The organism is Alloyangia pacifica, from assembly GCF_900116195.1.
GTDB classification, from domain to species: domain Bacteria; phylum Pseudomonadota; class Alphaproteobacteria; order Rhodobacterales; family Rhodobacteraceae; genus Salipiger; species Salipiger pacificus.
This window is the reverse complement of record NZ_FOZW01000004.1, coordinates 207,132-227,307: the sequence shown is the minus strand read 5'-3', so window position 1 is coordinate 227,307 and position 20,176 is coordinate 207,132. Positions and strand designations below refer to the sequence as shown.

Sequence of the window (20,176 nt, the reverse complement as noted above, 5' to 3'; positions counted from 1 at the left end):
TCCTTTCTAGAGCGTTGAGCGGCATCTTCCATTCCTGACCAGTCGGATGAAATCCGTGAGCGTTCCAGCCGGGTTAGCAATGATGACCGACACTTGGTCCCCCTGAACATCTGGGACAATTTCCAAAAATACAGGCCCTGTCTTCCAGACACGGCGGACCCGCTACGCGATACTATGGCTTGACGATACGCAACGCCCGGAAGATGCGTCAAGGAATTATGGCCCGCGTGCCGCGGCGCACACCCAAGCGTGACCGTTCTGCCCGTCACCGCGACGCCTTCCGGCTCTGCAGCTTCGGGGCGGGCACATCCGCGCGCGGGCGATGCCAATCCCTGCGATGTCCGGTTTCAGCGTAGATCGCCAGCAGCCGTTCAACCCAGGTCGCGACGCCGTAGCGCCCAAGCGCGCGCTCCCGAACGGCATCGGAAGTCCGCGCAGCGCGATCCGGGGAGTCGATGAACTCGATCACACCCCGCGCCAGCGCCTCGGGATCGCTCGGCCGTACGAGGATCGCGCCCGTTCCATCGAGCACCAAGGCGTTCTCGCCGACGTCGGTGACCACCGGGGGCAAGCCGTTCGCCATGGCCTCGAGCAGCGATACCGGCGCGCCCTCCCAATGCGAGGAGCTGACGAAGATGTCGCTGGCGGCAAGCACCTCGGGGATGTCGCTGCGCATGCCCAGAAGGCGCAGCACATTGCCGCCCAGCCCCAGCCGCTCGGCCTGCGCGAGCAACGCCTCGTGCCGCGGCGTGTCGCGCGCGTCGCCCACCAGCAGCAGCACGGCTCGCGGCGCATGTTCGCGGATCATTGCAAAGGCATCCAGCAGCACCTCATGCGCCTTCTGGCCGATGATCGCTCCGACGCAGACCAGCGCGATCTGATCGTCCGCGAGACCGAGCTCGCTGCGCAGCCGGGCCCGCGCGTCCGGTGCTGCAACGACAGTCTCGGAGACAGCGTTGGGCACCACCCGGCAGCCGGACCGTCCGATCTCGCCGGCGGCAGCCGTGGCGACCGCTTCGCCGACGGCGATCTTGTTGACCCCCGGCAGGCGCATGGCGACCCCCTGCAGCAGCCTCCGTCCGGGACGGATGCGCCGCACGGACGGCCTCACGTTGTGGAGAGTGGTCATGAAGGGGATGCCCAGCAGCCGCGAGGCGTAGGCCCCCAGCGTGCTGGAGGAGGCGAGATGCGCGTGCAGGTATTCGATCCGCCTGTCCCGAAGCGCCGCCACCAGCCGCCGGAAGCGCCCAAAGTCGGCCAGGTTGCGACCCGGCAGCAGCACCACATCGGTGCCCGACGCCCTCAGGCGTTCGAGGAAAGGCGTGGCGAGATCGCTCAGGACGAAGACGGTCAGCGCCATGTCGGATCGCCCGCGCACCGCCTCGGCGAAGGTGAGCACGAGCCGTTCGGCACCGCCGGTGAGCAGCGTGTCGATGAGGTAACCCAGACGAAGCGGGGCCGGGGCTTCCAGAGCCAGTGTGTGCCCGTGGAGATCAATATTGGCAGCCTTCATGGGACAGTCCGTCGCAAGAAAATGAGTCCGCGCGCGGCCATGCAAGGTCGCGCGCGTCGAGTTCAGCGCACGACGTGCGCCGGACGGTCGTCACCACGCGGCGACTGCTTCATCACCGTCACACCAGGCGCCTGCAGATCTTCGTCGCGGGGGCTGCGCGGACGCGACCCCAGAAGCACAGCCATCATGTAGGCGGCAAATGCGGCAATGCAGGCCACGACGATGGCAATTGCGAGCTGCGCCTTTTCCGACATGCTGACCGGGTTGATCGGGGGCGTGCCCTCTTCGATCACCCGCACGTTGTCGAAGCCCGAGACCTCGACCGCCCGCGCATCCCGCAGCCGCAGGTCAAGCTCCGCGATACGGCTCGTCTGCGCTTCCTGCCGCGCTTGCAGCAGCCGTGCGCGGGGCATGATGTCAGAGAGCTGCGCGATATGCGCCTGGGTCTCGCGGTATTCCTCCTCGAGATAGCTGATACGGCTTTGCGCCTCTTCGATCTCGGTTTCCGCCGCCAGCGCCTCGGCCTCGAAGCCAAGACGATTTTCGAACGACGTCTTGCGTTGCTGTAGGGAAATCATGTTCAGCCGCGCATCGCGCAGCTCGGTGTTGAGCTCGACCTCGTCGCGGACGGAGTTCTCGTATTCGATCTGCAGCCCGGTCGCATCCGGAGCACCCAGCAGCTCGACCAGGGCGGAGTCGATCTCCTCGGCCTCCTGCTGCGCCTTTTCAAGCCGTGCGGTGATGGTCGTCAACTCGCGCTCGGTATACATGACCCGCCGGTGATCGAGAAACGCGCTGACGAGCGCGTTGACCAGCTCTGCCGCGATAATCGGGTTGGTATGGAAGACCGAGACCTTGACCACGTAGGATCCAGTGATCAGCTCGATCATCGTGTTTTCGTCGAGACGGATCGTCGCGCCGACAAGTCCGGCCTCGGTGTCCGGCATGTCCGGGAACACCCGGTTCAGCCCGACCGTCTCGATCGCCTCGCGCACCAGCTTCGGGTTGTCGAGCAGCAACATCTCGGCGTTCACGAACCCCTGGAAGTCACCGGCGTTCGGGGCGCGGATATCGGTGAGGCTGGGGTCGGGCACGTAGACGTATTCGCGCCCGAGCGCGAAGGACACGAGAGACCGCGCCTCGAACGTTGGCTGCGACTGCTTGATTGCAAAGACCAGGGGCGTGAGAACAGCGCCGAACACGACGATAGCAAGAATGATGCGTTTCACGGTAAAACCAATCCATGGACACCCTGAGGCGTCAGCAAAAAAGAGTTTGATAAAGAGCGATAATATTAACTTTCGAGAAAGGACTGTAGCACCCACGCTGCCCTGCGGCAACAATTCGACACGTCTCCGAGGCTGCTCACGCGCAAGTGAGGATCATCGGCCTACGAACGCGGCATTCTTAGCCGGCGGGCCTCCCGACGCGGTTTAATCCTTTGCCGCGGGCGACGATGACCGTAGACTGGGCTCGATTCTCGCACCCGGCCGTCTCATTTTATCTGGCTGGAATTTTCTTTTTTCTCCTCATGTTTTCGAGGATTTGCTGCATGGCATTCTCTCCCGGCAAGGCCACGTCCAAGAACCTCTTCTGGGCATACCTCTCCTTCACCTCCACCAAACTTCTGAACTTCGTCGCGGTCATCATCATCGCACGCCATGTCGATCCCGAGGAATTCGGCCTGATGGCCATCTGCCTGGCGATCATGGGCTACTTCGAGATCATCTCGAAATTCGGTCTCGGCGCCGCGCTGATCTCGGTTAAGCATCGCCAGCAAGAGACCGCAAATGCCGTCTTCGTTTGTGCGATCTTCACCTCGAGCGTGATGGCCCTGCTGCTGTGGCTGGGCTCGGGCGCGATCGCGCGGCTCTTTGAGTCTGCGGAATTGCAACCACTGCTCGGTACGGTCTGCCTGGTGCTGGTGATCCGCGCGCTGGGATCGGTGCACTACAGCCTGCTGTTCCGCGAACTGAACTTGCGCAAGAAGATGATCCCCGACATGGCCCAGGGGATCACCAAGGGTGTGATTTCAATCATCCTGGCGATCATGGGCTTCGGGGTCTGGGCGCTGGTGGTCGGCTACATCGCCGGGGCCCTCGTAGCAACGCTCCTGCTCTATTGGATGCGCCCCTGGAAGCCCAGCGCCCTGCCCGACTGGCCGACGGTGCGCTACGTGATGGGCTTCGGCTCTTACCTTATCGGTGCCGAGACCATCAACGCCTCGCCGCGACTTCTCGACAACCTCATGGTGGGCAAGTTCCTCGGCCCCGCGGCCCTGGGGATTTACGCCATCGCCTATCGAATCCCCGAGCTGGCGATCAAGAGCTTCATCTCGGTCGCCGGGACCGTGCTGCATCCCGTGATGTCGAAGATGCAGACCCACCCCGAGGAACTGGCGAAGTACTACTACCAGTCGCTGCGTTACTGCGCGCTTCTGATGTTCGGAATCGGCGCAGCGATTGCCGTGCTCGCCGAACCGACGGTGCACGTGCTTTACACCGAGAAATGGTACGACATGGTCGCGCCGATGCAGTTTATTGCCGCTGCACTGGCCGTCAGCACATTGAACATGGTGCCCGGTCAGCTTCTCAAGGCGGTCAGCCGCACAGACCTGATGTTCCGCGCCGCGCTGGTCAACCTGCCCATCTTCGTGCTGTTGCTGGCCGTTGCGATTCCCTTCGGCATCACCGCCGTCGCCGCCGCGCAACTCGTAATGGCCTTCGTGCGGTTCGTGCCCATCTACCTTGCCACCAAGCGGGTGATGAGCATCACGCTGCCAAGGTTGCTGGAAGCGCTGCGCCCGGCGCTGATCTGTACCGGCAGCGCCTCTGTCGCGGCCTTCCTTGCCCTGCAGATGCACACCGGGTCCGAACTGCTCAGGTTGATGGCGGGGGCAGCCGCCTTTGCCGCGGTCTACCTCATCGCGCTGCGCGTGGTGCTGCCGGGCGTCTTTGTGGCCGGACACAGGTTCATCCTGAAGCGGAGGCGCGCATGACCCCGGCGCAAAAACACGGCGAGCCGGTGCAGGGCGTCGGCCGTTTCGCCAGCACCCGGCCAGACCGCGCCCGGCGCGACCAGGCGGGCTGGGTGCCCCTGCAAAATGCCTCGCGCAATCTTCTCGGAAATGCCCGCAGGCTGCGCGGGTGCTTCACCTCCGATCAGCCCCGACGCCCGAACGAAACGCCGAGGCAGGAATGAGCGACGCCACACACACGCCCAACAGACGCATCGACTGGCGCGGCGCGCTGGTGATCCTGATCAGCGGACTCTGTGCGCTCGGGTTGGCCTACGTCCTTGCGGGACGCACCACGCTGATGCTGGCCCTGCCCGTGGCACTGCTGATCTTCACCGTCGGCATCCGCTTCCCGATGATCGCGCTCGCTGGCCTGATCGCTCTGATCATTTCCAACGCGTCGGACAACCTCATCGAGGCTTACGACATTCCCTCCCTGGCCAAGATCACCGCGCCGGGGCTCTTCGTCCTGCTTCTCGCGCGCTACGCGATCTACCGCGATCTGCCCTATGTGCCGCGTGTGACCATCTGCTGCCTGGCGATCATCTTTGCCGTGAAGCTGGTCAGCGCGACCTATGCCCTCCGCTGGTCCGTGAGCGTTCACGATTCGATCGAATTCTTCAAAGACGCCGTCGTGGCGATCCTGGCGCTCGCCTTCATGAACAACAGGCGCGGTTTCGATACCGTGGCGCTTGCGGCAACCTTGCCGATCTTCCTCATATGCAGCCTGGGCCTCTACCAGCTTGCCATCGCCCCCTCGCCGACCGGTTTCAGCGGCTTCGCCCGACTTACCGAAGGCTCAGGCCGGCTCTCGGGCATGCTGATCGACCCCAACTTCTTTGCGGCCATTGTGGTCTTCACGATACCGCTCGGCCTGTTTTACCTACTCAATGCGCGCGGTCCGGTGGCGATGGTCACCTGGACGATAATTTCCGGGGTGCTCATCGCCGGGCTTCTTGCAACACAGTCCCGTGGGGCGCTCATCGGGCTGGCGCTGGGACTGATCGTCCTGAGCACCAGCTTCACCCGCAAGCAGTTCCTCGCAGCAGGGATGATCGGCGTGCTCGTTGTCATGCTGGCCGGCGCGGTTGCCAGCGACGAGTTGATCGAACGCTTCACCAGCATCCTGAGCACCGCCACCGAGGGCGAAGCGCAGGACACCAGCACTGAGGGCCGGCTCGCCAGCTGGACCGTCGCCTACAACCTGTTCAACGAGCACCCGTGGTTCGGGGTCGGCCAGGGCAACTTCAAGGCGTACTACCAGAACGGCGCGCTGGATGACGGGCTGATCTTCCGCGGCGAAGGGCGCTCGACCCACAGCCTCTACCTGGAGTTGCTCACCGAACTGGGGCTGGTGGGCTTGATGATGTTTCTCGGCATCGCCGCCATGGGCGCGGTGAACTTCTTCCGGGCGGCGGCGGTGGCGCGCAGCGTCGGAGACGAGCTCATGGCGCGAAGGCTGATCGCTTTCTGCGGCGGTTTCGTCGGCTATCTTGCCGCGATGACCTTCCTGCAGGACGGCATCCCCCGGTTCCTCTGGTACGTCGTGTCGCTTGCCGTCGAATCCTACATGATCACCCGGTGCATCTACGCGGATCACCCGGCCCTGAAGTTCAGAACACGCCGCGTGACCGCGCCCTATCCCGTCGAAACGGACTCAGTGATTCCGCCCGGTTGAGCCCGCGCCGCCACCACGAGGCCGGGCGGGACATCCCGCTTTCTGGCTGCGGGAATGTACTCTCTCGGCAATTTCGGGATTCGCGCGCTTCGGGGCATGTCGTGGACCTCTGCAGGTGCGCCTGCGCGCTGCCTACAGCACACCGCTCCCCCCATACGGGTAGGACCGAAGCCATTGTATTGTCTATGAAACCTGCCAGAGTGGTGAGCCGTGCAGGATTCGAACCTGCGACCCACTGATTAAAAGTCAGTTGCTCTACCAACTGAGCTAACGGCCCACTCTCTCGGGACTTTTACACAGTGGTGAGCCGTGCAGGATTCGAACCTGCGACCCACTGATTAAAAGTCAGTTGCTCTACCAACTGAGCTAACGGCCCACTGTGTGTGGGCGGCTTCTAGGAACTGTGGCGTGGGGGGTCAAGCGGAAAAATGACAATTCTGCCGAACATACCCCGGACCAGCGTACCTCCATGCAAGGAGTGCATGCACCAGAGGCAAGGCAGCTCCCCGCAACGCAGGCTGGAAACGTTCCGTCAAGAAGCGTATATGCGCGCGGATGAAACATGCACGCCCCCAGACTCTGCCCTTCATGAAGATGCACGGGCTCGGAAACGACTTCGTCGTGCTGGACGCGCGTGCGCGCTCCGTCGCCATGACCCCTGCCCTCGCCATGGCCATCGCCGACCGCCACCGCGGTGTCGGCTTCGACCAGCTCGCGATCATCGAGCAGGGCAGCGGCGATGCGCATCTGACCTTCTACAATGCCGACGGCTCGACCGCAGGCGCCTGCGGCAATGCCACGCGCTGCATCGCGCGCTTCCTGATGGACGAGACCGCCAAGACCGAGCTGACGCTCAGCACCGAACGCGGCACGCTCTACGCGCGCGACGCAGGCAACGGGCTCACATCGGTGAACATGGGCCACCCCCAACTCGACTGGCACGAAGTCCCCCTCGCCTCCGAGATGGATACGCTGGAGCTGCCGATCGAGGGCAAACCCACCGCCACCGGCATGGGCAACCCGCACTGCACCTTCTTCGTCGAGGACGCCGACGCGGTGGACATCGAGACCTTCGGCCCGGCGCATGAGCACCACCCGCTCTACCCGCAGCGCACCAACGTACAGGTCGCCAGCCTCATTGGCCCCGACCACCTGCGCATGCGGGTCTGGGAGCGCGGCGCGGGGCTCACGCTGGCCTCGGGCTCGTCCTCCTGCGCCACGGCCGTTGCCGCCGCGCGCCGCGGCCTGACCGGGCGCAAGGTGTCCATCGAGCTCGACGGCGGCACGCTGCAGGTCGATTGGCGCGAAGATGGCGTCTGGATGACTGGCGGCACCGCACATGTTTTCGACGGCAACTTCACCCACGATTGGCTCGAGGCGGTGTCATGACCAGCGCGCCCAAATTCACCACGCTCGGCTGCCGCCTCAATGCCTATGAGACCGAGGCGATGAAGGACCTCGCCGCGCAGGCCGGCATGGAAAACGCGGTGATCGTGAACACCTGCGCCGTGACCTCCGAGGCCGTGCGCAAGGCGCGTCAGGAGATCCGCCGCCTGCGCCGCGAGAACCCCGACGCCAAGGTCATCGTCACCGGCTGCGCCGCGCAGATCGACCCCGACAGCTTCGCCGCGATGACCGAGGTCGACGCGGTGGTCGGCAACACCGAGAAGATGGCCCCCGAGACCTGGTCGCGCCTGTCCAGCGGCTTCATCGGCGAGACCGAGCGCGTCATGGTCAACGACATCATGTCGGTGACAGAGACCGCCGGCCACCTTATCGACGGCTTCGGCACCCGCAGCCGCGCCTACGTGCAGGTGCAGAACGGCTGCGATCACCGCTGCACCTTCTGCATCATCCCCTACGGCCGCGGCAATTCCCGCTCGGTCCCCGCGGGTGTGGTGGTCGACCAGATCAAGCGGCTGGTACAGCAAGGCTACAACGAGGTGGTGCTGACCGGGGTGGACCTTACTTCATGGGGCGCCGACCTGCCGGGCACGCCGCGGCTCGGCGATCTGGTCATGCGCATCCTTAAGCTGATCCCCGACCTGCCGCGCCTGCGCATCTCCTCGATTGATTCCATCGAGGCCGACGAGAACCTGATGCAGGCGATCGCCACCGAGCCGCGCCTGATGCCGCATTTGCACCTGTCGCTGCAGCACGGCGACGATCTGATCCTCAAGCGCATGAAGCGCCGCCACCTGCGCGACGACGCCATCCGCTTCTGCGAGGAGGCGCGCAAGCTGCGCCCCGAGATGACCTTCGGCGCCGACATCATCGCCGGGTTCCCCACCGAGACCGAGGAGCATTTCGAGAACTCGCTGAAGCTGGTCGAGGACTGCGATCTGACCTGGCTGCACGTCTTCCCCTACTCCTCGCGCCCCGGCACCCCCGCCGCGCGCATCCCGAGCAAGGTGAATGGCAATGTCATCAAGGAGCGCGCCGCCCGTCTGCGCGCCGCCGGGGATGCTGCCGTGGAGCGCCACCTCGCCGCCCAGCCCGGCCGCACCCATCACATCCTGATGGAAAGCCCCGAGATGGGCCGCACCGAGCAGTTCACCGAGGTGCTCTTCGACAGGCCGCAGACCGAGGGCGCCATCGTCACCGCGACGATCACCGGCATCCGCGGCGCGCAGCTCGTCGCCTGAGGCCCCGGCGCCCATGCACCCGAACCCGATCTTCCGCCGCACAGCCGAGGCCCGCAGCCTCGAGCTGCTACGCGCCCGCAGCTTCGGCACGCTGGCGGTCAGCGCCGAGGGCGCGCCACTGCTGTCGCATGTGCCCTTCCTGCTGTCGGAAGATGCCAGCTACGCCGACCTGCACCTCGTTCGCTCCAACCCGATCTGCCGCGCCGCGCGTGAGGGAGTGCCCGCCCGGCTCGCTGTGAGCGGCCCCGACGGCTATGTCTCGCCCGACTGGTACGGCGATCCCGGCCAGGTGCCGACATGGAACTATGTCGCCGTGCATCTGACCGGCCGCCTCGAGCCGCTGCCGCAGGACCAGATTGACCCTCTTCTGGCCGAGCAGAGCGCCGCCTTCGAGGGACGGCTGGCCCCCAAGACCCCCTGGACCATGGACAAGATGGATCCCGAGGTCCGCGCCAAGCTGCAGCGCATGATCCTGCCCTTCCGCCTGCACGTCGACGAGATCGACAGCACCTGGAAGCTCTCGCAGAACAAGACCGATCAGATGCGCCGCGCCGCCGCCAATGCGCTTGAATCCGGCTTCGGACAGGAGCTCGGCGCACTGGCCACGCTCATGCAGGATCCCCCGCCCGACGAGGCGTGATGATTGCAAGGCGCGCGCAGATCGGTCATGTCAGGCGGCATGACCCTGAAAACCCGCGCTCTCATCGTTCACCTGCTGACCGCCACAGGCGCGGTCTTCGCCATGCTCGCCATGCTTGCCGCCGCGCAGGAAGACTGGTCGATCATGTTCCTCTGGCTGGTCGTGGCCTTTGCCGTCGACGGCGTCGACGGCCCGTTGGCCCGCAAGTACGACGTGAAGGTCAATTCGCCCCGTTTCGACGGCGTGCTGCTTGACCTGATCATCGACTACCTGACCTACGTCTTCATCCCGGCCTTCGCGCTCTTTCACTCGGGGCTTTTGCCCGGCTGGACCGGCTGGATCGCGATCATCATCATCACATTTGCCTCGGCGATGTATTTCGCCGACAGCCGGATGAAGACCTCCGACAACTCCTTCCAGGGCTTTCCGGGCTGCTGGAACATGCTGGTGCTGGTGCTCTTCGCGCTGCAGCCGAACTTCTGGGTGATCCTGACGCTGGTGACCCTGCTTGCCGTGGCGATGTTCCTGCCGCTGAAGTTCATCCACCCCGTCCGCACCGAGCGCTGGCGGCCGCTCTCGCTGCCGATTGCGCTGGCCTGGACCTTCTTCGCCGGCTGGGCCGCCTGGGTAGATTTCCACCCGCAGAGCTGGGCGCATTGGGGCCTTGTCGTCACCTCGGTCTACCTGCTCTTCGCCGGCATCGCGCAGCAGGTCGTGCCCCAGGCCGAACCCAAGCGCGCCTGACGACGCATCTCCTCTGAATGGCACACAGGTAAAAAAAGGGGGCGAAAGCCCCCTTTTCGTTGCCTGCATCTCGCGGTCGGCTCAGGCCTTGAGCCGCCAGCCGGTGCGGAACAGCCCCCAGGCCATCAGCGAGACCACCAGCGTGGCGAAGATCGCCACCCCGGCCCCGAGCAGCGGGTTGGCATCCGACACACCCAGCACCCCGTAGCGTGCCCCGTCGATCAGGTAGAACACCGGGTTGAAATGGGTGATCTCGTAGAGCCCGCGCGGCAGCGCCTCGACCGAGTAGAAGGTGCCCGACAGGAAGGCGAGCGGCGTCACGATGAAGTTGGTGATCGCCGCCATCTGGTCGAACTTGTTGGCGAAAAGCCCCGCCACGATGCCCACCGATGACAGGAAGGCCCCGCCGAGGAAGACGAAACCCAGCACGAACAGCGGATGCGCCGGCACCAGCCCGGTGGTCGCCCAGAGCCCCAGCAGGATCGCGCAGGCCACCACCAGCCCGCGCGCGATGCCGCCGGCGAGATAGCCGATCACCAGTTCGAAAGGCGCCAGGGGCGGCATCAGCGTGTCTACGATATTGCCCTGCACCTTGGAGATCACGATCGACGAGGAGGTATTTGCAAAAGCGTTCTGGATCACCGTCATCATCAGGATGCCGGGCGCGATGAACCGGGTGAAGGGCACACCCATCACCTCGCCCCGGGTCGGACCTATCGCGATGGTGAAGATCACCAGGAAGAGCCCCGCGGTGACCAGCGGCGCCAGCAGCGTCTGGGTCCAGACCGCGAGAAAACGCTGGGTTTCCCGACGGCAGAGCGTGGCGAGTCCGAGCCAGTTCACCGCGCCGAAACGGCGGGCCCCGGGCTCGAAGCGGGTTTGGCTGTCCATAAGGTCTCCTTTCCCTTTGGGTCCGGCTTGTAACTCGGCAGTTGATGACTACAATAGGCCCCCTGATGGAATTTTCAGGCGGCCCTGTATCGGGGGCCGCTTTTTCTCAAGCAAGGATCGGACATGTCCTGGACGGATGAGCGCGTCGAGCTTCTCAAGAAGATGTGGGCCGAGGGCCAGTCGGCCAGCCAGATCGCCAAGGAACTTGGCGGCGTCACCCGCAACGCGGTGATTGGCAAGGTGCACCGGCTCGGCCTGTCGAACCGCACCGCCCCCGCGGGCGGCGCGGCCCCTGCCGCACCGGCGGCCCCGGCCAAGGAAGCCAAGCCCGCCGCGAAGGAGGCCAAGGCAAAGCCGGCACCCAAGCCCGAACCCGCCGCGGCCCCCGAACCCGCGCGCGAGACCGCCACGGCGGTCGAGACGCGCCCGGTCCCGCTCGGCCCGTCGCGCAAGCCGATCGTGCCCGCGGGCCAGCCGCTGCCGCCCCAGCCCTCGGCCAACGAGATCAGCCCCGAGGCACTGGCCAAGGTGTCGGAGATCGAGAAGAAGGCGAAGAAGCTGTCGCTGATGGATCTCACAGAGCGCACCTGCAAGTGGCCCGTGGGTGACCCGGCGACCGATGACTTCTGGTTCTGCGGCCTGCCCGTGCAGCAGGGCAAGCCGTATTGCGAGGCGCATGTGGGCGTGGCCTTCCAGCCGATGTCCTCGCGCCGCGACCGGCGCCGCTGAGCGCGGCACAGTCCACGCCTCGACAGTTCCGAACCGCCCGCGCCCCCGGCCCGGGCGGTTTTTCTTTGCCCCTGCCTTCCTGTCCCCTGCCCCGGCTGATTTTTGCCCGAAGCGCAGGGGGTTGCGAAACCTCATCCCTCGCTTCAGCGTTGTGACAGACGCAAGAGTGAGCCGTGATGACAGAATTTCTCTCGTTGATCGCCGAGTATGACGCCCTGATCGCCCTCGGGCTCATCGTGGGCCTCTTCGTGATCTTCATGCTGGAACTCTACCCGCCAGAGGTCCCGGCGGCAGGACTCGCGGCGCTCTTCGTCGCGCTCGGCTACGTCGGACAGGATCAACTCCTCTCGGTCTTCTCAAACCCCGCGCCACTGACCATCGCCGCGATGTTCGTGCTGTCCGGCGCGCTGGTGCGCACCGGCGTGCTCGAGGCAATCTCCGAGCTGGTGATCTCCCAGGCGCAAGAGCGCCCCGGCCTCGCGCTCGCGGTGATCCTCGGCGTGACGCTGCTGGCCTCGGGCTTCGTCAACAACACGCCGGTCGTGCTGGTGCTGATCCCGGTGGTGATCCGCCTTGCCGCGGCGCTTGGCAAGGCGCCGACCCGGCTGCTGATTCCGCTGAGCTACGTGGCCATTCTCGGCGGCACCTGCACCCTCATCGGCACCTCGACCAACCTGCTGGTCGACGGCGTCGCGCGCGGCCAGGGACTGGAGCCCTTCGGGATCTTCGAGATCACCCCGGTCGGCCTGATGGTTGCGCTGGCCGGTGGCGCAACCCTCGCCCTGCTCGGCCCGCTGCTGCTGCCCGACCGCGAGGCCAGCGACCCCGAGCAGATGCTGGGCGAGACCACCTTCCTCTCCGAGGCCCTGCTGGCCGATGACACCTACGCCGGCAAGCCGCTCTCCGAGGTCGCGCCGCTGAACCGGGGCGGCGTGCGGGTGACCGGGCTGCGGCGCAAGGGCAATGCCCTGCCCGCCCCGCTGGAGGAGCAAGTGCTGGAGAAGGGCGACCGGGTCATTCTGCGCGCCCCCACCTCCGAGCTTCTGACCCTGCACGACGATCAGGGGCTGAAGATCGGGCTGCGCCGTGGCGAGCCGCCCGAGGGCGATCTGGTCACGGTCGAGGTCGTGGTCTCGCCGCGCAAATCCTCGCTCGGCCGCAGCCTCGGCAGCATGTCGCTGGGCCGCCGCTTCGGCGTGCGGGTTCTCGGAGCACATCGGCACGAGCACAACCCAGGCCCCGATCTCGGCTCGGTGCGGCTGCGCCCCGCCGACAAGCTGCTGCTGGAGGGGCCCGCCACCGCCTTCCAGACGCTGGAGGACGAGGCGCAGCTGGTCTCGGTCAGCCGCCCCACGGGCCGCGCCTTCCGCCGCGGTCGGGCGCCGCTGGTGCTGGCCGCGCTGGCCGCCGTGGTGACCCTCGCGGCGCTTGGCGTGATGGACATCGCGACGCTCTCGATTCTGTCGGTCGCCGCCATCCTCATCCTGCGCTGCATCGACGCCGACGAGGCCTGGGGCGCAGTCGACGGCTCGGTGCTGGTGCTGATCTTCGCCATGCTGGTGGTCGGCCTCGGCCTGCAGAACACCGGCGCGGTGGACCTGCTGGTGAGTTGGCTCGCGCCGCCGATCTCGGGGCTGCCGCCGTTCCTCGCGTTGCTGGCGGTCTACCTGCTGGCCTCGCTGCTGACTGAGACAGTGACCAACAACGCCGTCGCGGTGGTCTTCACGCCCATCGCCATCGGCCTCGCCGAGAGCACCGGGCTCGACCCCCGGGCGCTGACCATGGCAGTGATGTTCGGCGCCTCGGCCAGCTTCGCCACACCGATCGGCTACCAGACCAACACACTGGTCTACGGCGCGGGCAACTACCGATTCTCCGACTTCCTGAAGATCGGCCTCGCCATGAACCTCGTGGCCGCGCTGGCCGCCTGCGCCGGGATCCTCTGGCTGTTCGGCTGAGGTGTGCAGGGGGCGATGCCCCCTCGGCGCTGCGCGCCTCACCCCCTGCGTATTTGAAAAGAGAAGAAGTTCCGGATGGCCCGCCCGGCTTCTTCTCTTTCAAAATACGCAAATCCGGCCCTCTCCGCAGTCACGGCGGCGCGGAATGGCGCGCCCCGCGCAACCACCCTTTTCGCAGGCCCGGAGAGCGCGTATATGCCGCCCATGCAGAATCCGCCCGATCTTCGCCCCGACCTTGCCCGCGCCCGCGTCACGGAAACCCGCCGCGATGGCCAGCCGACCATCGGCATGGTCTCGCTTGGCTGCCCCAAGGCGCTGGTCGACAGCGAGCGCATCCTCACCCGGCTGCGCGCCGAGGGTTACGGCATCTCGCCCGACTACTCGGGAGCGGACGCGGTCATCGTCAACACCTGCGGCTTTCTCGACAGCGCCAAGGCGGAAAGCCTCGAGGCGATCGGCGAGGCGCTGAAGGAAAACGGCCGGGTGATCGTCACCGGCTGCCTTGGCGCCGAGCCCGAGTATATCACCGGCACCCATCCCAAGGTTCTGGCAGTCACCGGCCCGCATCAATACGAGCAGGTGCTCGACGCGGTGCATGGTGCCGTGCCGCCCTCCCCCGATCCCTTCGTCGACCTGCTGCCCGGCTCGGGCGTGAAGCTCACGCCGCGGCATTACAGCTACCTGAAGATCTCCGAGGGCTGTAACCACAAGTGCAAGTTCTGCATCATCCCCGACATGCGCGGGCTCCTCACCTCGCGGCCGCAGCGCGCGGTGCTGCGCGAGGCCGAGAAGCTGGTCGAAGCGGGCGTGAAGGAGCTGCTGGTGATCTCCCAGGACACCTCCGCTTATGGCACCGACTGGAAGGACCGGGACGAGAAATTCCCGATCCTGTCGCTGGCGCGTGAGCTCGGCCAGTTCGGCGCCTGGGTGCGGATGCACTACGTCTACCCCTACCCCCACGTGCGTGAGCTCATCCCGGCCATGGCCGAGGGGCTGGTGCTGCCCTATCTCGACATCCCGTTCCAGCACGCCCATCCGGAGACGCTGAAGCGCATGGCGCGCCCCGCCGCCGCGGCGCGCACGCTCGACGAGATCGCCGCCTGGCGCTCGGACTGCCCGGACATCACCCTGCGTTCGACCTTCATCGTCGGCTACCCGGGCGAGACCGAGGACGAGTTCCAGACCCTGCTCGACTGGATGGACGAAGCGCAGCTCGATCGCGTCGGCTGCTTCAAATACGAGAACGTCGAGGGCGCGCGCTCGAACGTGCTGCCGGATCACGTGCCCGAAGAGGTCAAGCAGGACCGCTGGGAGCGCTTCATGGAGAAGGCGCAGGCGATCTCCGAGGCCAAGCTCGAGGCCAAGGTCGGCCAGACCCTGCAGGTGCTGGTGGACGAGGTTGACGAGGATGCGGCCACCTGCCGGACCAAGGCCGATGCGCCGGAGATCGACGGCAACCTCTTCATCGACGAGGGTTTCGAGCATCTCAAGCCCGGCGACATGGTCACCGTCGAAGTGGACGAGGCGGGCGAATACGACCTCTGGGGCCGGCTGGTCGGTCAGGACTGAGCGCACGGGACTTCACCGTCCCGACTACACGCGACTCGGTGATCCGAGTCGCGTGTCCCTCAGACCGCCATCCTGTACAGGTGCCGATTCTGACAGGAGTTGACACAAAATGCCCTTTCGGGACGCGCGCCTGACGTCCTCTCTCCCCCCTGAGCACAGCGCAGGACGCACCGATCCGTGGTAAGATCCCCCCATTGGGCCATGGCTTCGGGGCTCAGCTTTTCGAGTTCCAGCGGCAGTGGCCGCGCAGAGGGGGGAAGGCATTTACGCCGGACTGAAATTCACCTTGCCTGCGTATGGGAAGCTTGTCCCTTCGGGGAAAAATGACTCTGCCTGTGGATTTCAAACCGCATAGATGCTCCCGGTCTTCCGGGAGCATCCATTTTTCGGGCATCCTCCTGCGGATCGCCGGACCGGCGCAGCAGATCTTCAGAACACCGTCTGGCCTGCGTTGGCATGTGGCGCGTCGGCGCCGGGTTCCGATGCCGTGCCGGGAGCGGTCTGCAGCGGATCGGGCAGCACGCCCAGCGACATGGCCAGCGCCGCAAGCTCCGCGCGCGAGGCCCTGCCCGTGCGCGCACAGAGCGCCTGCAGCCGGTGGCGCACCGCGGAGATGGACACGCCCAGCCGCTCCGCGATCTGCTTGTCCTGCAGCCCCGCACCGATCATTGCCAGAAGCTCGAGCTGCTTTTCGGTGATCCGGCTGCGTTCCGGGAATTCCTGTGCAAAGAGCATGAGGAACCTCTCGTGGGCGGTCAGCGCGGCCACGTTCAGCGTCCAGCCGTGGGCATGGATGATCGCCAGCATCTCGCGCCGCGAGTGATCGCCCGCCAGGCTGATCTGCCCGATGCGCGGCGGCATGGTCTGCCGGAGCGGAATGCTGAACCCCGCGCGCAACCCGCGACGCGCCGCCTCCTGCAGGACCGCTATGCGGCTCTCGGGCAGAGGATGGTACTCCGCGAGAAACTCCAGCCCCACAGCGATCGGCGTCAGATGCAGGGCCGAATGGCCGCTCAGGTAGCTCCAGCGGCCTATGGCCATGTCGCTGGCATGCGCGCCAAGCCAGCCGGTGTCATAGGAGGCCCGCAGGAAGAGCGGACGTTCGGAAGGACCGCTGGCGGTCACGTAGTCGACGAAGGGGAGCCCGAGCTTGCGTCCCAGACGCACGAGCAGTCGCCAGACCTCTTCCGAGGTGCCGGTCTCCTCAAGCGCGCCGAGGAACCATTGCAGCAGATCTGGGACGTGCTGCTCGGCCGCCAGCGTCCGCCGCGGCCCGGGTTTGGATGGATCAACCAGCGATCCGCGCCCACCGAAGCGCAGCCCTCCGCCGGCTCTCAAGCCCAGCCACGCAGCCTCGCTCGCACTGCCCCATCACGCACCCTCCTGATCAAGACCCGGCGCAAATCCTGCCCCATACTTGATCAAGAAACCCATCTTGGCAAATTCGCCGCGCCGCGAGGCGCAGGCAATGGCGCCTGCGGGGTCAGGCTTGCGCCCCGCGCCCGGCTGCGGCAGGAGAACGCCATGGCCAAGCTGCATTTCAACTACTCCACCATGAACGCCGGAAAATCGACCCTGCTGCTGCAGGCGGCGCACAACTACCGCGAACGGGGCATGGAGGTCTTCCTGCTGACCGCGCGGCTGGACACGCGCGCCGGGCATGGCCGCATCGGCTCACGCATCGGGCTGGGGCAGGAGGCAGAAACCTTCGACGGAGAGGACGACCTCTTCGCCCTGATCAGCACGGTCCATCAGAAGACACCGCTGGCCTGCGTCTTCATCGACGAGGCGCAGTTCCTGACCGAAGAGCAGGTCTGGCAGCTGGCGCGCGTGGTGGACGATCTCGGCCTGCCGGTCATGGCCTACGGTCTGCGGGTGGATTTCCGCGGCCAGCTCTTCCCCGGATCGGCGGCGCTTCTGGCGCTGGCGGATTCGCTGCGCGAGGTCCGCACCATCTGCCATTGCGGCCGCAAGGCGACCATGGTGATCCGGCAGGACGAGACCGGCAAGGCGCTGAGCGACGGGGCGCAGGTCCAGATCGGCGGCAACGAGACCTATGTCTCGCTCTGCCGCAAGCACTGGCGCGCGGCGATGGGAGATACGCCCACCTGAGGCGGCTCTAGAGGCAACTCCGGGCGCTGACCGCCCGGAGCGCAGGGTCTCAGACCGGGTTCGGCACCGGCTCTCCGGCAAAGAAGGCGCGCAGGTTGGCCACCGCCATGCGCCCCATCTCCTCGCGGACTTCCAGCGCAGCCGTGCCGAGGTGAGGCAGCAGCACCGCATTGTCGAGCATGCGCAGCGCCTCGGGCACCTGCGGCTCGTTCTCGTAGACGTCGAGCCCCGCCCCGGCGATACGTTTCTCCTGTAGCGCCGAGATCAGCGCCGCCTCATCGACCACGTCCCCGCGGGAGATGTTGACGAAATGCGCATGCGGCTGCATCGCCGCCAGAACGCCCGCGTTCACCGTATGGCGCGTGGCCGCCCCGCCCGGCAGAGCCGTGACAAGGATGTCCACGTTGGCGGCCAGATCCTCGGGCGTGTCGTAGCGCGTCGCGGGATGATCCAGCGACTTTTCCGACCGGCTCATGTAGGCCACGTCCATGCCGAAGCCGTAGTGGCAGCGCCGCGCGATGGCCTGACCGATGCGCCCCATACCGAGAATGCCGACGGTCTTGCCGGTCATGTGCAACCCCAGCATCTGCACCGGGTGCCAGCCCTGCCAGCTGCCCATCCGCACCATGCGCTCGCCCTCGCCCGCGCGGCGGCAGGACATCAGCATCAGCGTCATGGCAATGTCCGCGGTGGCATCGGTGACCGCGCCCGGCGTGTTGGTCACGGTGACGCCGGCGTTGCGCGCTACCTCCACGTCGATGTGATTGAAGCCCACCCCGAAGTTGGCGAGGATTCGCGCCCGCGGCACGCCGGCGGCCGCAAAGACCTCGGCGTTGTAGCTGTCGCCCAGTGTCATCAGCACGCCGTCATAGTCCGCCAGCGAGGCGAGCATTTCCTCGCGGCTCATCGGGTCGGGCCGGTTGCGGTAGCTCACGTCGAACTCGGCGCGCGCCTCGGCGACGACGCTCTCGGGCAGGTTTCGGGCGATCAGGATCTTGGTCAATGCAGGCGTCCTCCCGGCGGTACGGTCTTGTCGGGGGTCGCAAGCACGATCGCCCCGCTCTCATCCGAGAAACCTAGAACAAGAACCTCGGACATGAAGGGGCCGATTTGCCGCGGCGGGAAATTGACCACCGCCATCACGGATTTGCCGACCAGCTCCTCGGGTGCATAGTGCACGGTGATCTGCGCCGAACTCTTCTTCTCGCCGATCTCCGGGCCGAAATCGATCCAGAGCTTGATCGCCGGCTTGCGCGCCTCGGGGAAAGGTTCCGCGCGGATCACCCGACCCACGCGGATGTCGACCTTGAGAAAATCGTCGTAGCTGATCTCAGCCATTGGCCAGCTCTTCCGAGCGGCGCACGGCGGCACCGACGGTGGCGCGGATCAGCGGCGGCAGGCCCTTGTCCTCGTCCATCAGCACTTCGAGCCCGGCCTGCGTGGTGCCGTTCGGCGAGGTCACGTTCTTGCGCAGCTGCGCCGGGTCCTCGGCGGCCTGCATCGCCAGAGCGCCGGCACCTGCCACGGTGGCTCTGGCGAGCTGCATGGCCAGCTCGGGGGCCAGGCCCTCGGCCTCGCCGGCCTTGGCGAGGCATTCGATCATGTGGAAGACATAGGCCGGGCCCGAGCCACTGAGGCCGGTGACCGCGTCCATCTGGCCCTCGCCCTCGAGCCGCACGACTTCGCCGACAGCGGAGAGCAGCTCCTCGGCCATCGCCAGCTGCGCGTCATCCGCGTGGGCATTGCCGGCAATTGCTGTGATGCCCTTCCCCACTGCCGCCGGGGTGTTGGGCATAGCGCGGATGATCGGGGTCTGCGCGCCGAGCATCGTCTCGTAGGTGGCGATGGTGACGCCGGCGGCCACCGAAAGGAACACCGTGTCGGCATTGCCGTAGCTGGCCAGCACCGGCAGCGCATCGGCCATCATCTGCGGCTTCACCGCCACCAGGACGATCGCCGGGCTGGCGGGCAGTGTCTCGTTCAGATGCACGCCCTGCGCCTGCAGCCACTCCGAGGGATAGGGATCATTGACCCAGACCGACGCGGGCGGCAGCCCCCGCCCCAGCCAGCCTTCCAGCATGGCCGATCCCATCTTTCCGCACCCAAGCAGCACCAAACCGCGCTGCGCCAGCTCACCGTCCTGCATGACGATCCTCCTGTCGATGTTGCGGCAGTGATACGCGCGCAGCCCGGATCGCGCAACGGTCCGCATGAAAGGGCGGAAGAACGCATCATATCTGCGCGGTGCGCAGGACAATAGACCTGAGAAAGACTGCCTCGCAGGTCAAGACGGTTCCATCCGCGCGTCCAGTTCCGCCCCGACCGAGTGTGTTTCACCCGCGACCGATCAGCCCTGCATCCCGCCCGGGAGGAGGCGCGCCGGCGGGCCTGCCGAGTCGGATCAGGCGATGATGTCGGGGGTCAGCCGGTCCTCGATCATCGCGATCTTGTCCTTGAGGAACAGCTTCTTTTTCTTGAGCCGCTGGAGGGTCAGCTGGTCGGCGGTGCCGCGCTCCTGCAGAGCGAGGATCGCCTCGTCGAGATCGCGGTGCTCGCGTCGAAAGACTTCGAGCTCCACGCGCAACACCTCTTCCGTCTTCATCGAGATGTCTTGCGGCGCATTCATGGGGGTCTGTCCTTCGACGTGACGGGAAGCACAAGAATACCAACTCTTTCCGCGC

19 protein-coding genes and 2 tRNA genes are annotated in these 20,176 nt (G+C 66.1%); 11 read left to right on the top strand and 10 right to left on the bottom strand.

All coding sequences use genetic code 11. The features are described 5' to 3' along the window. Positions 1 to 265: 265 nt before the first annotated feature. Positions 266 to 1,513 (bottom strand): glycosyltransferase, encoded by a 1,248-nt coding sequence (locus BM397_RS29690; RefSeq protein ID WP_092423704.1) that lies wholly within the window; start codon positions 1,511 to 1,513, stop codon positions 266 to 268. A 62-nt stretch (positions 1,514 to 1,575) separates the two neighbouring features. Beyond that, entirely contained in the window at positions 1,576 to 2,742 is a 1,167-nt protein-coding gene (locus BM397_RS10580; protein WP_092567384.1) for a GumC domain-containing protein, read from the bottom strand. Positions 2,743 to 3,065: 323 nt separating this feature from the next. Between BM397_RS10580 and BM397_RS10575 the strand changes: the two genes are divergently transcribed. The 3 genes from BM397_RS10575 to BM397_RS10565 are packed head-to-tail and all read left to right on the top strand — an operon-like array spanning position 3,066 to position 6,207. Then, positions 3,066 to 4,511, top strand: coding sequence for a lipopolysaccharide biosynthesis protein (locus BM397_RS10575; RefSeq protein ID WP_176806587.1), 1,446 nt, complete (start codon positions 3,066 to 3,068; stop codon positions 4,509 to 4,511). After that, positions 4,508 to 4,714 carry a hypothetical protein gene (locus BM397_RS10570; protein ID WP_092423698.1) on the top strand — a complete coding sequence of 69 codons (207 nt, stop codon included), beginning with the start codon at positions 4,508 to 4,510 and terminating at the stop codon, positions 4,712 to 4,714. Before BM397_RS10575 ends, BM397_RS10570 begins: the two co-directional genes overlap by 4 nt. Further along, complete coding sequence (locus BM397_RS10565; RefSeq protein WP_092423696.1) at positions 4,711 to 6,207, top strand: O-antigen ligase family protein; 1,497 nt, start codon at positions 4,711 to 4,713, stop codon at positions 6,205 to 6,207. Before BM397_RS10570 ends, BM397_RS10565 begins: the two co-directional genes overlap by 4 nt. Positions 6,208 to 6,408: 201 nt before the next feature. Here the strand turns inward: BM397_RS10565 and BM397_RS10560 are convergent. Beyond that, positions 6,409 to 6,484: transfer RNA gene (locus BM397_RS10560), tRNA-Lys, on the bottom strand. Positions 6,485 to 6,507: 23 nt separating this feature from the next. Further along, positions 6,508 to 6,583: transfer RNA gene (locus BM397_RS10555), tRNA-Lys, on the bottom strand. Positions 6,584 to 6,762: 179 nt separating this feature from the next. Here BM397_RS10555 and dapF point away from each other — a divergent pair. From dapF to BM397_RS10535, 4 genes are read left to right on the top strand one after another with little or no spacing between them, the layout of a single operon-like run. Beyond that, a complete protein-coding gene (dapF, locus tag BM397_RS10550) occupies positions 6,763 to 7,596 on the top strand; it encodes a diaminopimelate epimerase (RefSeq protein WP_092423694.1) in 834 nt (277 codons plus the stop codon). Then, positions 7,593 to 8,852, top strand: a complete 1,260-nt coding sequence (mtaB, locus tag BM397_RS10545; protein WP_092423692.1) for a tRNA (N(6)-L-threonylcarbamoyladenosine(37)-C(2))-methylthiotransferase MtaB — start codon at positions 7,593 to 7,595, stop codon at positions 8,850 to 8,852. The genes dapF and mtaB overlap by 4 nt, the downstream gene beginning before the upstream one ends. 13 nt (positions 8,853 to 8,865) lie before the next feature. Next, on the top strand, positions 8,866 to 9,492 hold the full coding sequence (locus BM397_RS10540; protein WP_092423690.1) for an FMN-binding negative transcriptional regulator: 627 nt from the start codon (positions 8,866 to 8,868) through the stop codon (positions 9,490 to 9,492). A 39-nt stretch (positions 9,493 to 9,531) separates the two neighbouring features. Further along, on the top strand, positions 9,532 to 10,236 hold the full coding sequence (locus tag BM397_RS10535; protein WP_092424063.1) for a CDP-alcohol phosphatidyltransferase family protein: 705 nt from the start codon (positions 9,532 to 9,534) through the stop codon (positions 10,234 to 10,236). Between the two features lie 81 nt (positions 10,237 to 10,317). On the opposite strand, the gene BM397_RS10530 is transcribed toward BM397_RS10535, so the two are convergent. After that, entirely contained in the window at positions 10,318 to 11,127 is an 810-nt protein-coding gene (locus BM397_RS10530) for an ABC transporter permease (protein WP_092423688.1), read from the bottom strand. Between the two features lie 123 nt (positions 11,128 to 11,250). Here BM397_RS10530 and BM397_RS10525 point away from each other — a divergent pair, with 123 nt between their 5' ends. From BM397_RS10525 to rimO, 3 genes are all read left to right on the top strand, one after another. Beyond that, positions 11,251 to 11,856, top strand: a complete 606-nt coding sequence (locus BM397_RS10525; protein ID WP_092423686.1) for a GcrA family cell cycle regulator — start codon at positions 11,251 to 11,253, stop codon at positions 11,854 to 11,856. A gap of 176 nt (positions 11,857 to 12,032) precedes the next feature. After that, positions 12,033 to 13,814, top strand: a complete 1,782-nt coding sequence (locus tag BM397_RS10520) for an SLC13 family permease (protein ID WP_092423684.1) — start codon at positions 12,033 to 12,035, stop codon at positions 13,812 to 13,814. 195 nt (positions 13,815 to 14,009) lie between these two features. After that, positions 14,010 to 15,383: a 30S ribosomal protein S12 methylthiotransferase RimO gene (rimO, locus tag BM397_RS10515; protein WP_092423682.1), complete on the top strand. Its 1,374-nt coding sequence runs from the start codon at positions 14,010 to 14,012 to the stop codon at positions 15,381 to 15,383. A gap of 429 nt (positions 15,384 to 15,812) precedes the next feature. On the opposite strand, the gene BM397_RS10510 is transcribed toward rimO, so the two are convergent. Then, positions 15,813 to 16,721, bottom strand: coding sequence for a helix-turn-helix transcriptional regulator (locus BM397_RS10510; protein ID WP_092423680.1), 909 nt, complete (start codon positions 16,719 to 16,721; stop codon positions 15,813 to 15,815). Between the two features lie 186 nt (positions 16,722 to 16,907). On the opposite strand from BM397_RS10510, the gene BM397_RS10505 reads away from it, so the two are divergent. Continuing rightward, a complete protein-coding gene (locus tag BM397_RS10505) occupies positions 16,908 to 17,495 on the top strand; it encodes a thymidine kinase (RefSeq protein WP_092423678.1) in 588 nt (195 codons plus the stop codon). A 49-nt stretch (positions 17,496 to 17,544) separates the two neighbouring features. Here BM397_RS10505 and BM397_RS10500 read toward each other — a convergent pair whose 3' ends face one another. From BM397_RS10500 to BM397_RS10485, 4 genes are all read right to left on the bottom strand, one after another. After that, positions 17,545 to 18,498 (bottom strand): 2-hydroxyacid dehydrogenase, encoded by a 954-nt coding sequence (locus tag BM397_RS10500; RefSeq protein ID WP_092423676.1) that lies wholly within the window; start codon positions 18,496 to 18,498, stop codon positions 17,545 to 17,547. After that, positions 18,495 to 18,833 (bottom strand): tRNA-binding protein, encoded by a 339-nt coding sequence (locus BM397_RS10495; protein ID WP_092423674.1) that lies wholly within the window; start codon positions 18,831 to 18,833, stop codon positions 18,495 to 18,497. The genes BM397_RS10500 and BM397_RS10495 overlap by 4 nt, the downstream gene beginning before the upstream one ends. Beyond that, entirely contained in the window at positions 18,826 to 19,641 is an 816-nt protein-coding gene (gene proC, locus BM397_RS10490; protein WP_092423672.1) for a pyrroline-5-carboxylate reductase, read from the bottom strand. Before proC ends, BM397_RS10495 begins: the two co-directional genes overlap by 8 nt. A gap of 255 nt (positions 19,642 to 19,896) precedes the next feature. Then, positions 19,897 to 20,121 (bottom strand): YdcH family protein, encoded by a 225-nt coding sequence (locus BM397_RS10485; protein WP_092423670.1) that lies wholly within the window; start codon positions 20,119 to 20,121, stop codon positions 19,897 to 19,899. Positions 20,122 to 20,176: the final 55 nt, after the last annotated feature.

Coding starts and splice junctions, on each gene's coding strand:
- rimO (WP_092423682.1), top strand. CDS start 14,010: ATGCCGCCCATGCAGAATCCGCCCGATCTTCGCCCCGACCTTGCCCGC.
- dapF (WP_092423694.1), top strand. CDS start 6,763: ATGAAACATGCACGCCCCCAGACTCTGCCCTTCATGAAGATGCACGGG.
- BM397_RS10495 (WP_092423674.1), bottom strand. CDS start 18,833: ATGGCTGAGATCAGCTACGACGATTTTCTCAAGGTCGACATCCGCGTG.
- BM397_RS10505 (WP_092423678.1), top strand. CDS start 16,908: ATGGCCAAGCTGCATTTCAACTACTCCACCATGAACGCCGGAAAATCG.
- BM397_RS10575 (WP_176806587.1), top strand. CDS start 3,066: ATGGCATTCTCTCCCGGCAAGGCCACGTCCAAGAACCTCTTCTGGGCA.
- BM397_RS10530 (WP_092423688.1), bottom strand. CDS start 11,127: ATGGACAGCCAAACCCGCTTCGAGCCCGGGGCCCGCCGTTTCGGCGCG.
- BM397_RS10485 (WP_092423670.1), bottom strand. CDS start 20,121: ATGAATGCGCCGCAAGACATCTCGATGAAGACGGAAGAGGTGTTGCGC.
- BM397_RS10540 (WP_092423690.1), top strand. CDS start 8,866: ATGCACCCGAACCCGATCTTCCGCCGCACAGCCGAGGCCCGCAGCCTC.
- mtaB (WP_092423692.1), top strand. CDS start 7,593: ATGACCAGCGCGCCCAAATTCACCACGCTCGGCTGCCGCCTCAATGCC.
- BM397_RS10520 (WP_092423684.1), top strand. CDS start 12,033: ATGACAGAATTTCTCTCGTTGATCGCCGAGTATGACGCCCTGATCGCC.
- BM397_RS10565 (WP_092423696.1), top strand. CDS start 4,711: ATGAGCGACGCCACACACACGCCCAACAGACGCATCGACTGGCGCGGC.
- proC (WP_092423672.1), bottom strand. CDS start 19,641: ATGCAGGACGGTGAGCTGGCGCAGCGCGGTTTGGTGCTGCTTGGGTGC.
- BM397_RS10535 (WP_092424063.1), top strand. CDS start 9,532: ATGACCCTGAAAACCCGCGCTCTCATCGTTCACCTGCTGACCGCCACA.
- BM397_RS29690 (WP_092423704.1), bottom strand. CDS start 1,513: ATGAAGGCTGCCAATATTGATCTCCACGGGCACACACTGGCTCTGGAA.
- BM397_RS10525 (WP_092423686.1), top strand. CDS start 11,251: ATGTCCTGGACGGATGAGCGCGTCGAGCTTCTCAAGAAGATGTGGGCC.
- BM397_RS10570 (WP_092423698.1), top strand. CDS start 4,508: ATGACCCCGGCGCAAAAACACGGCGAGCCGGTGCAGGGCGTCGGCCGT.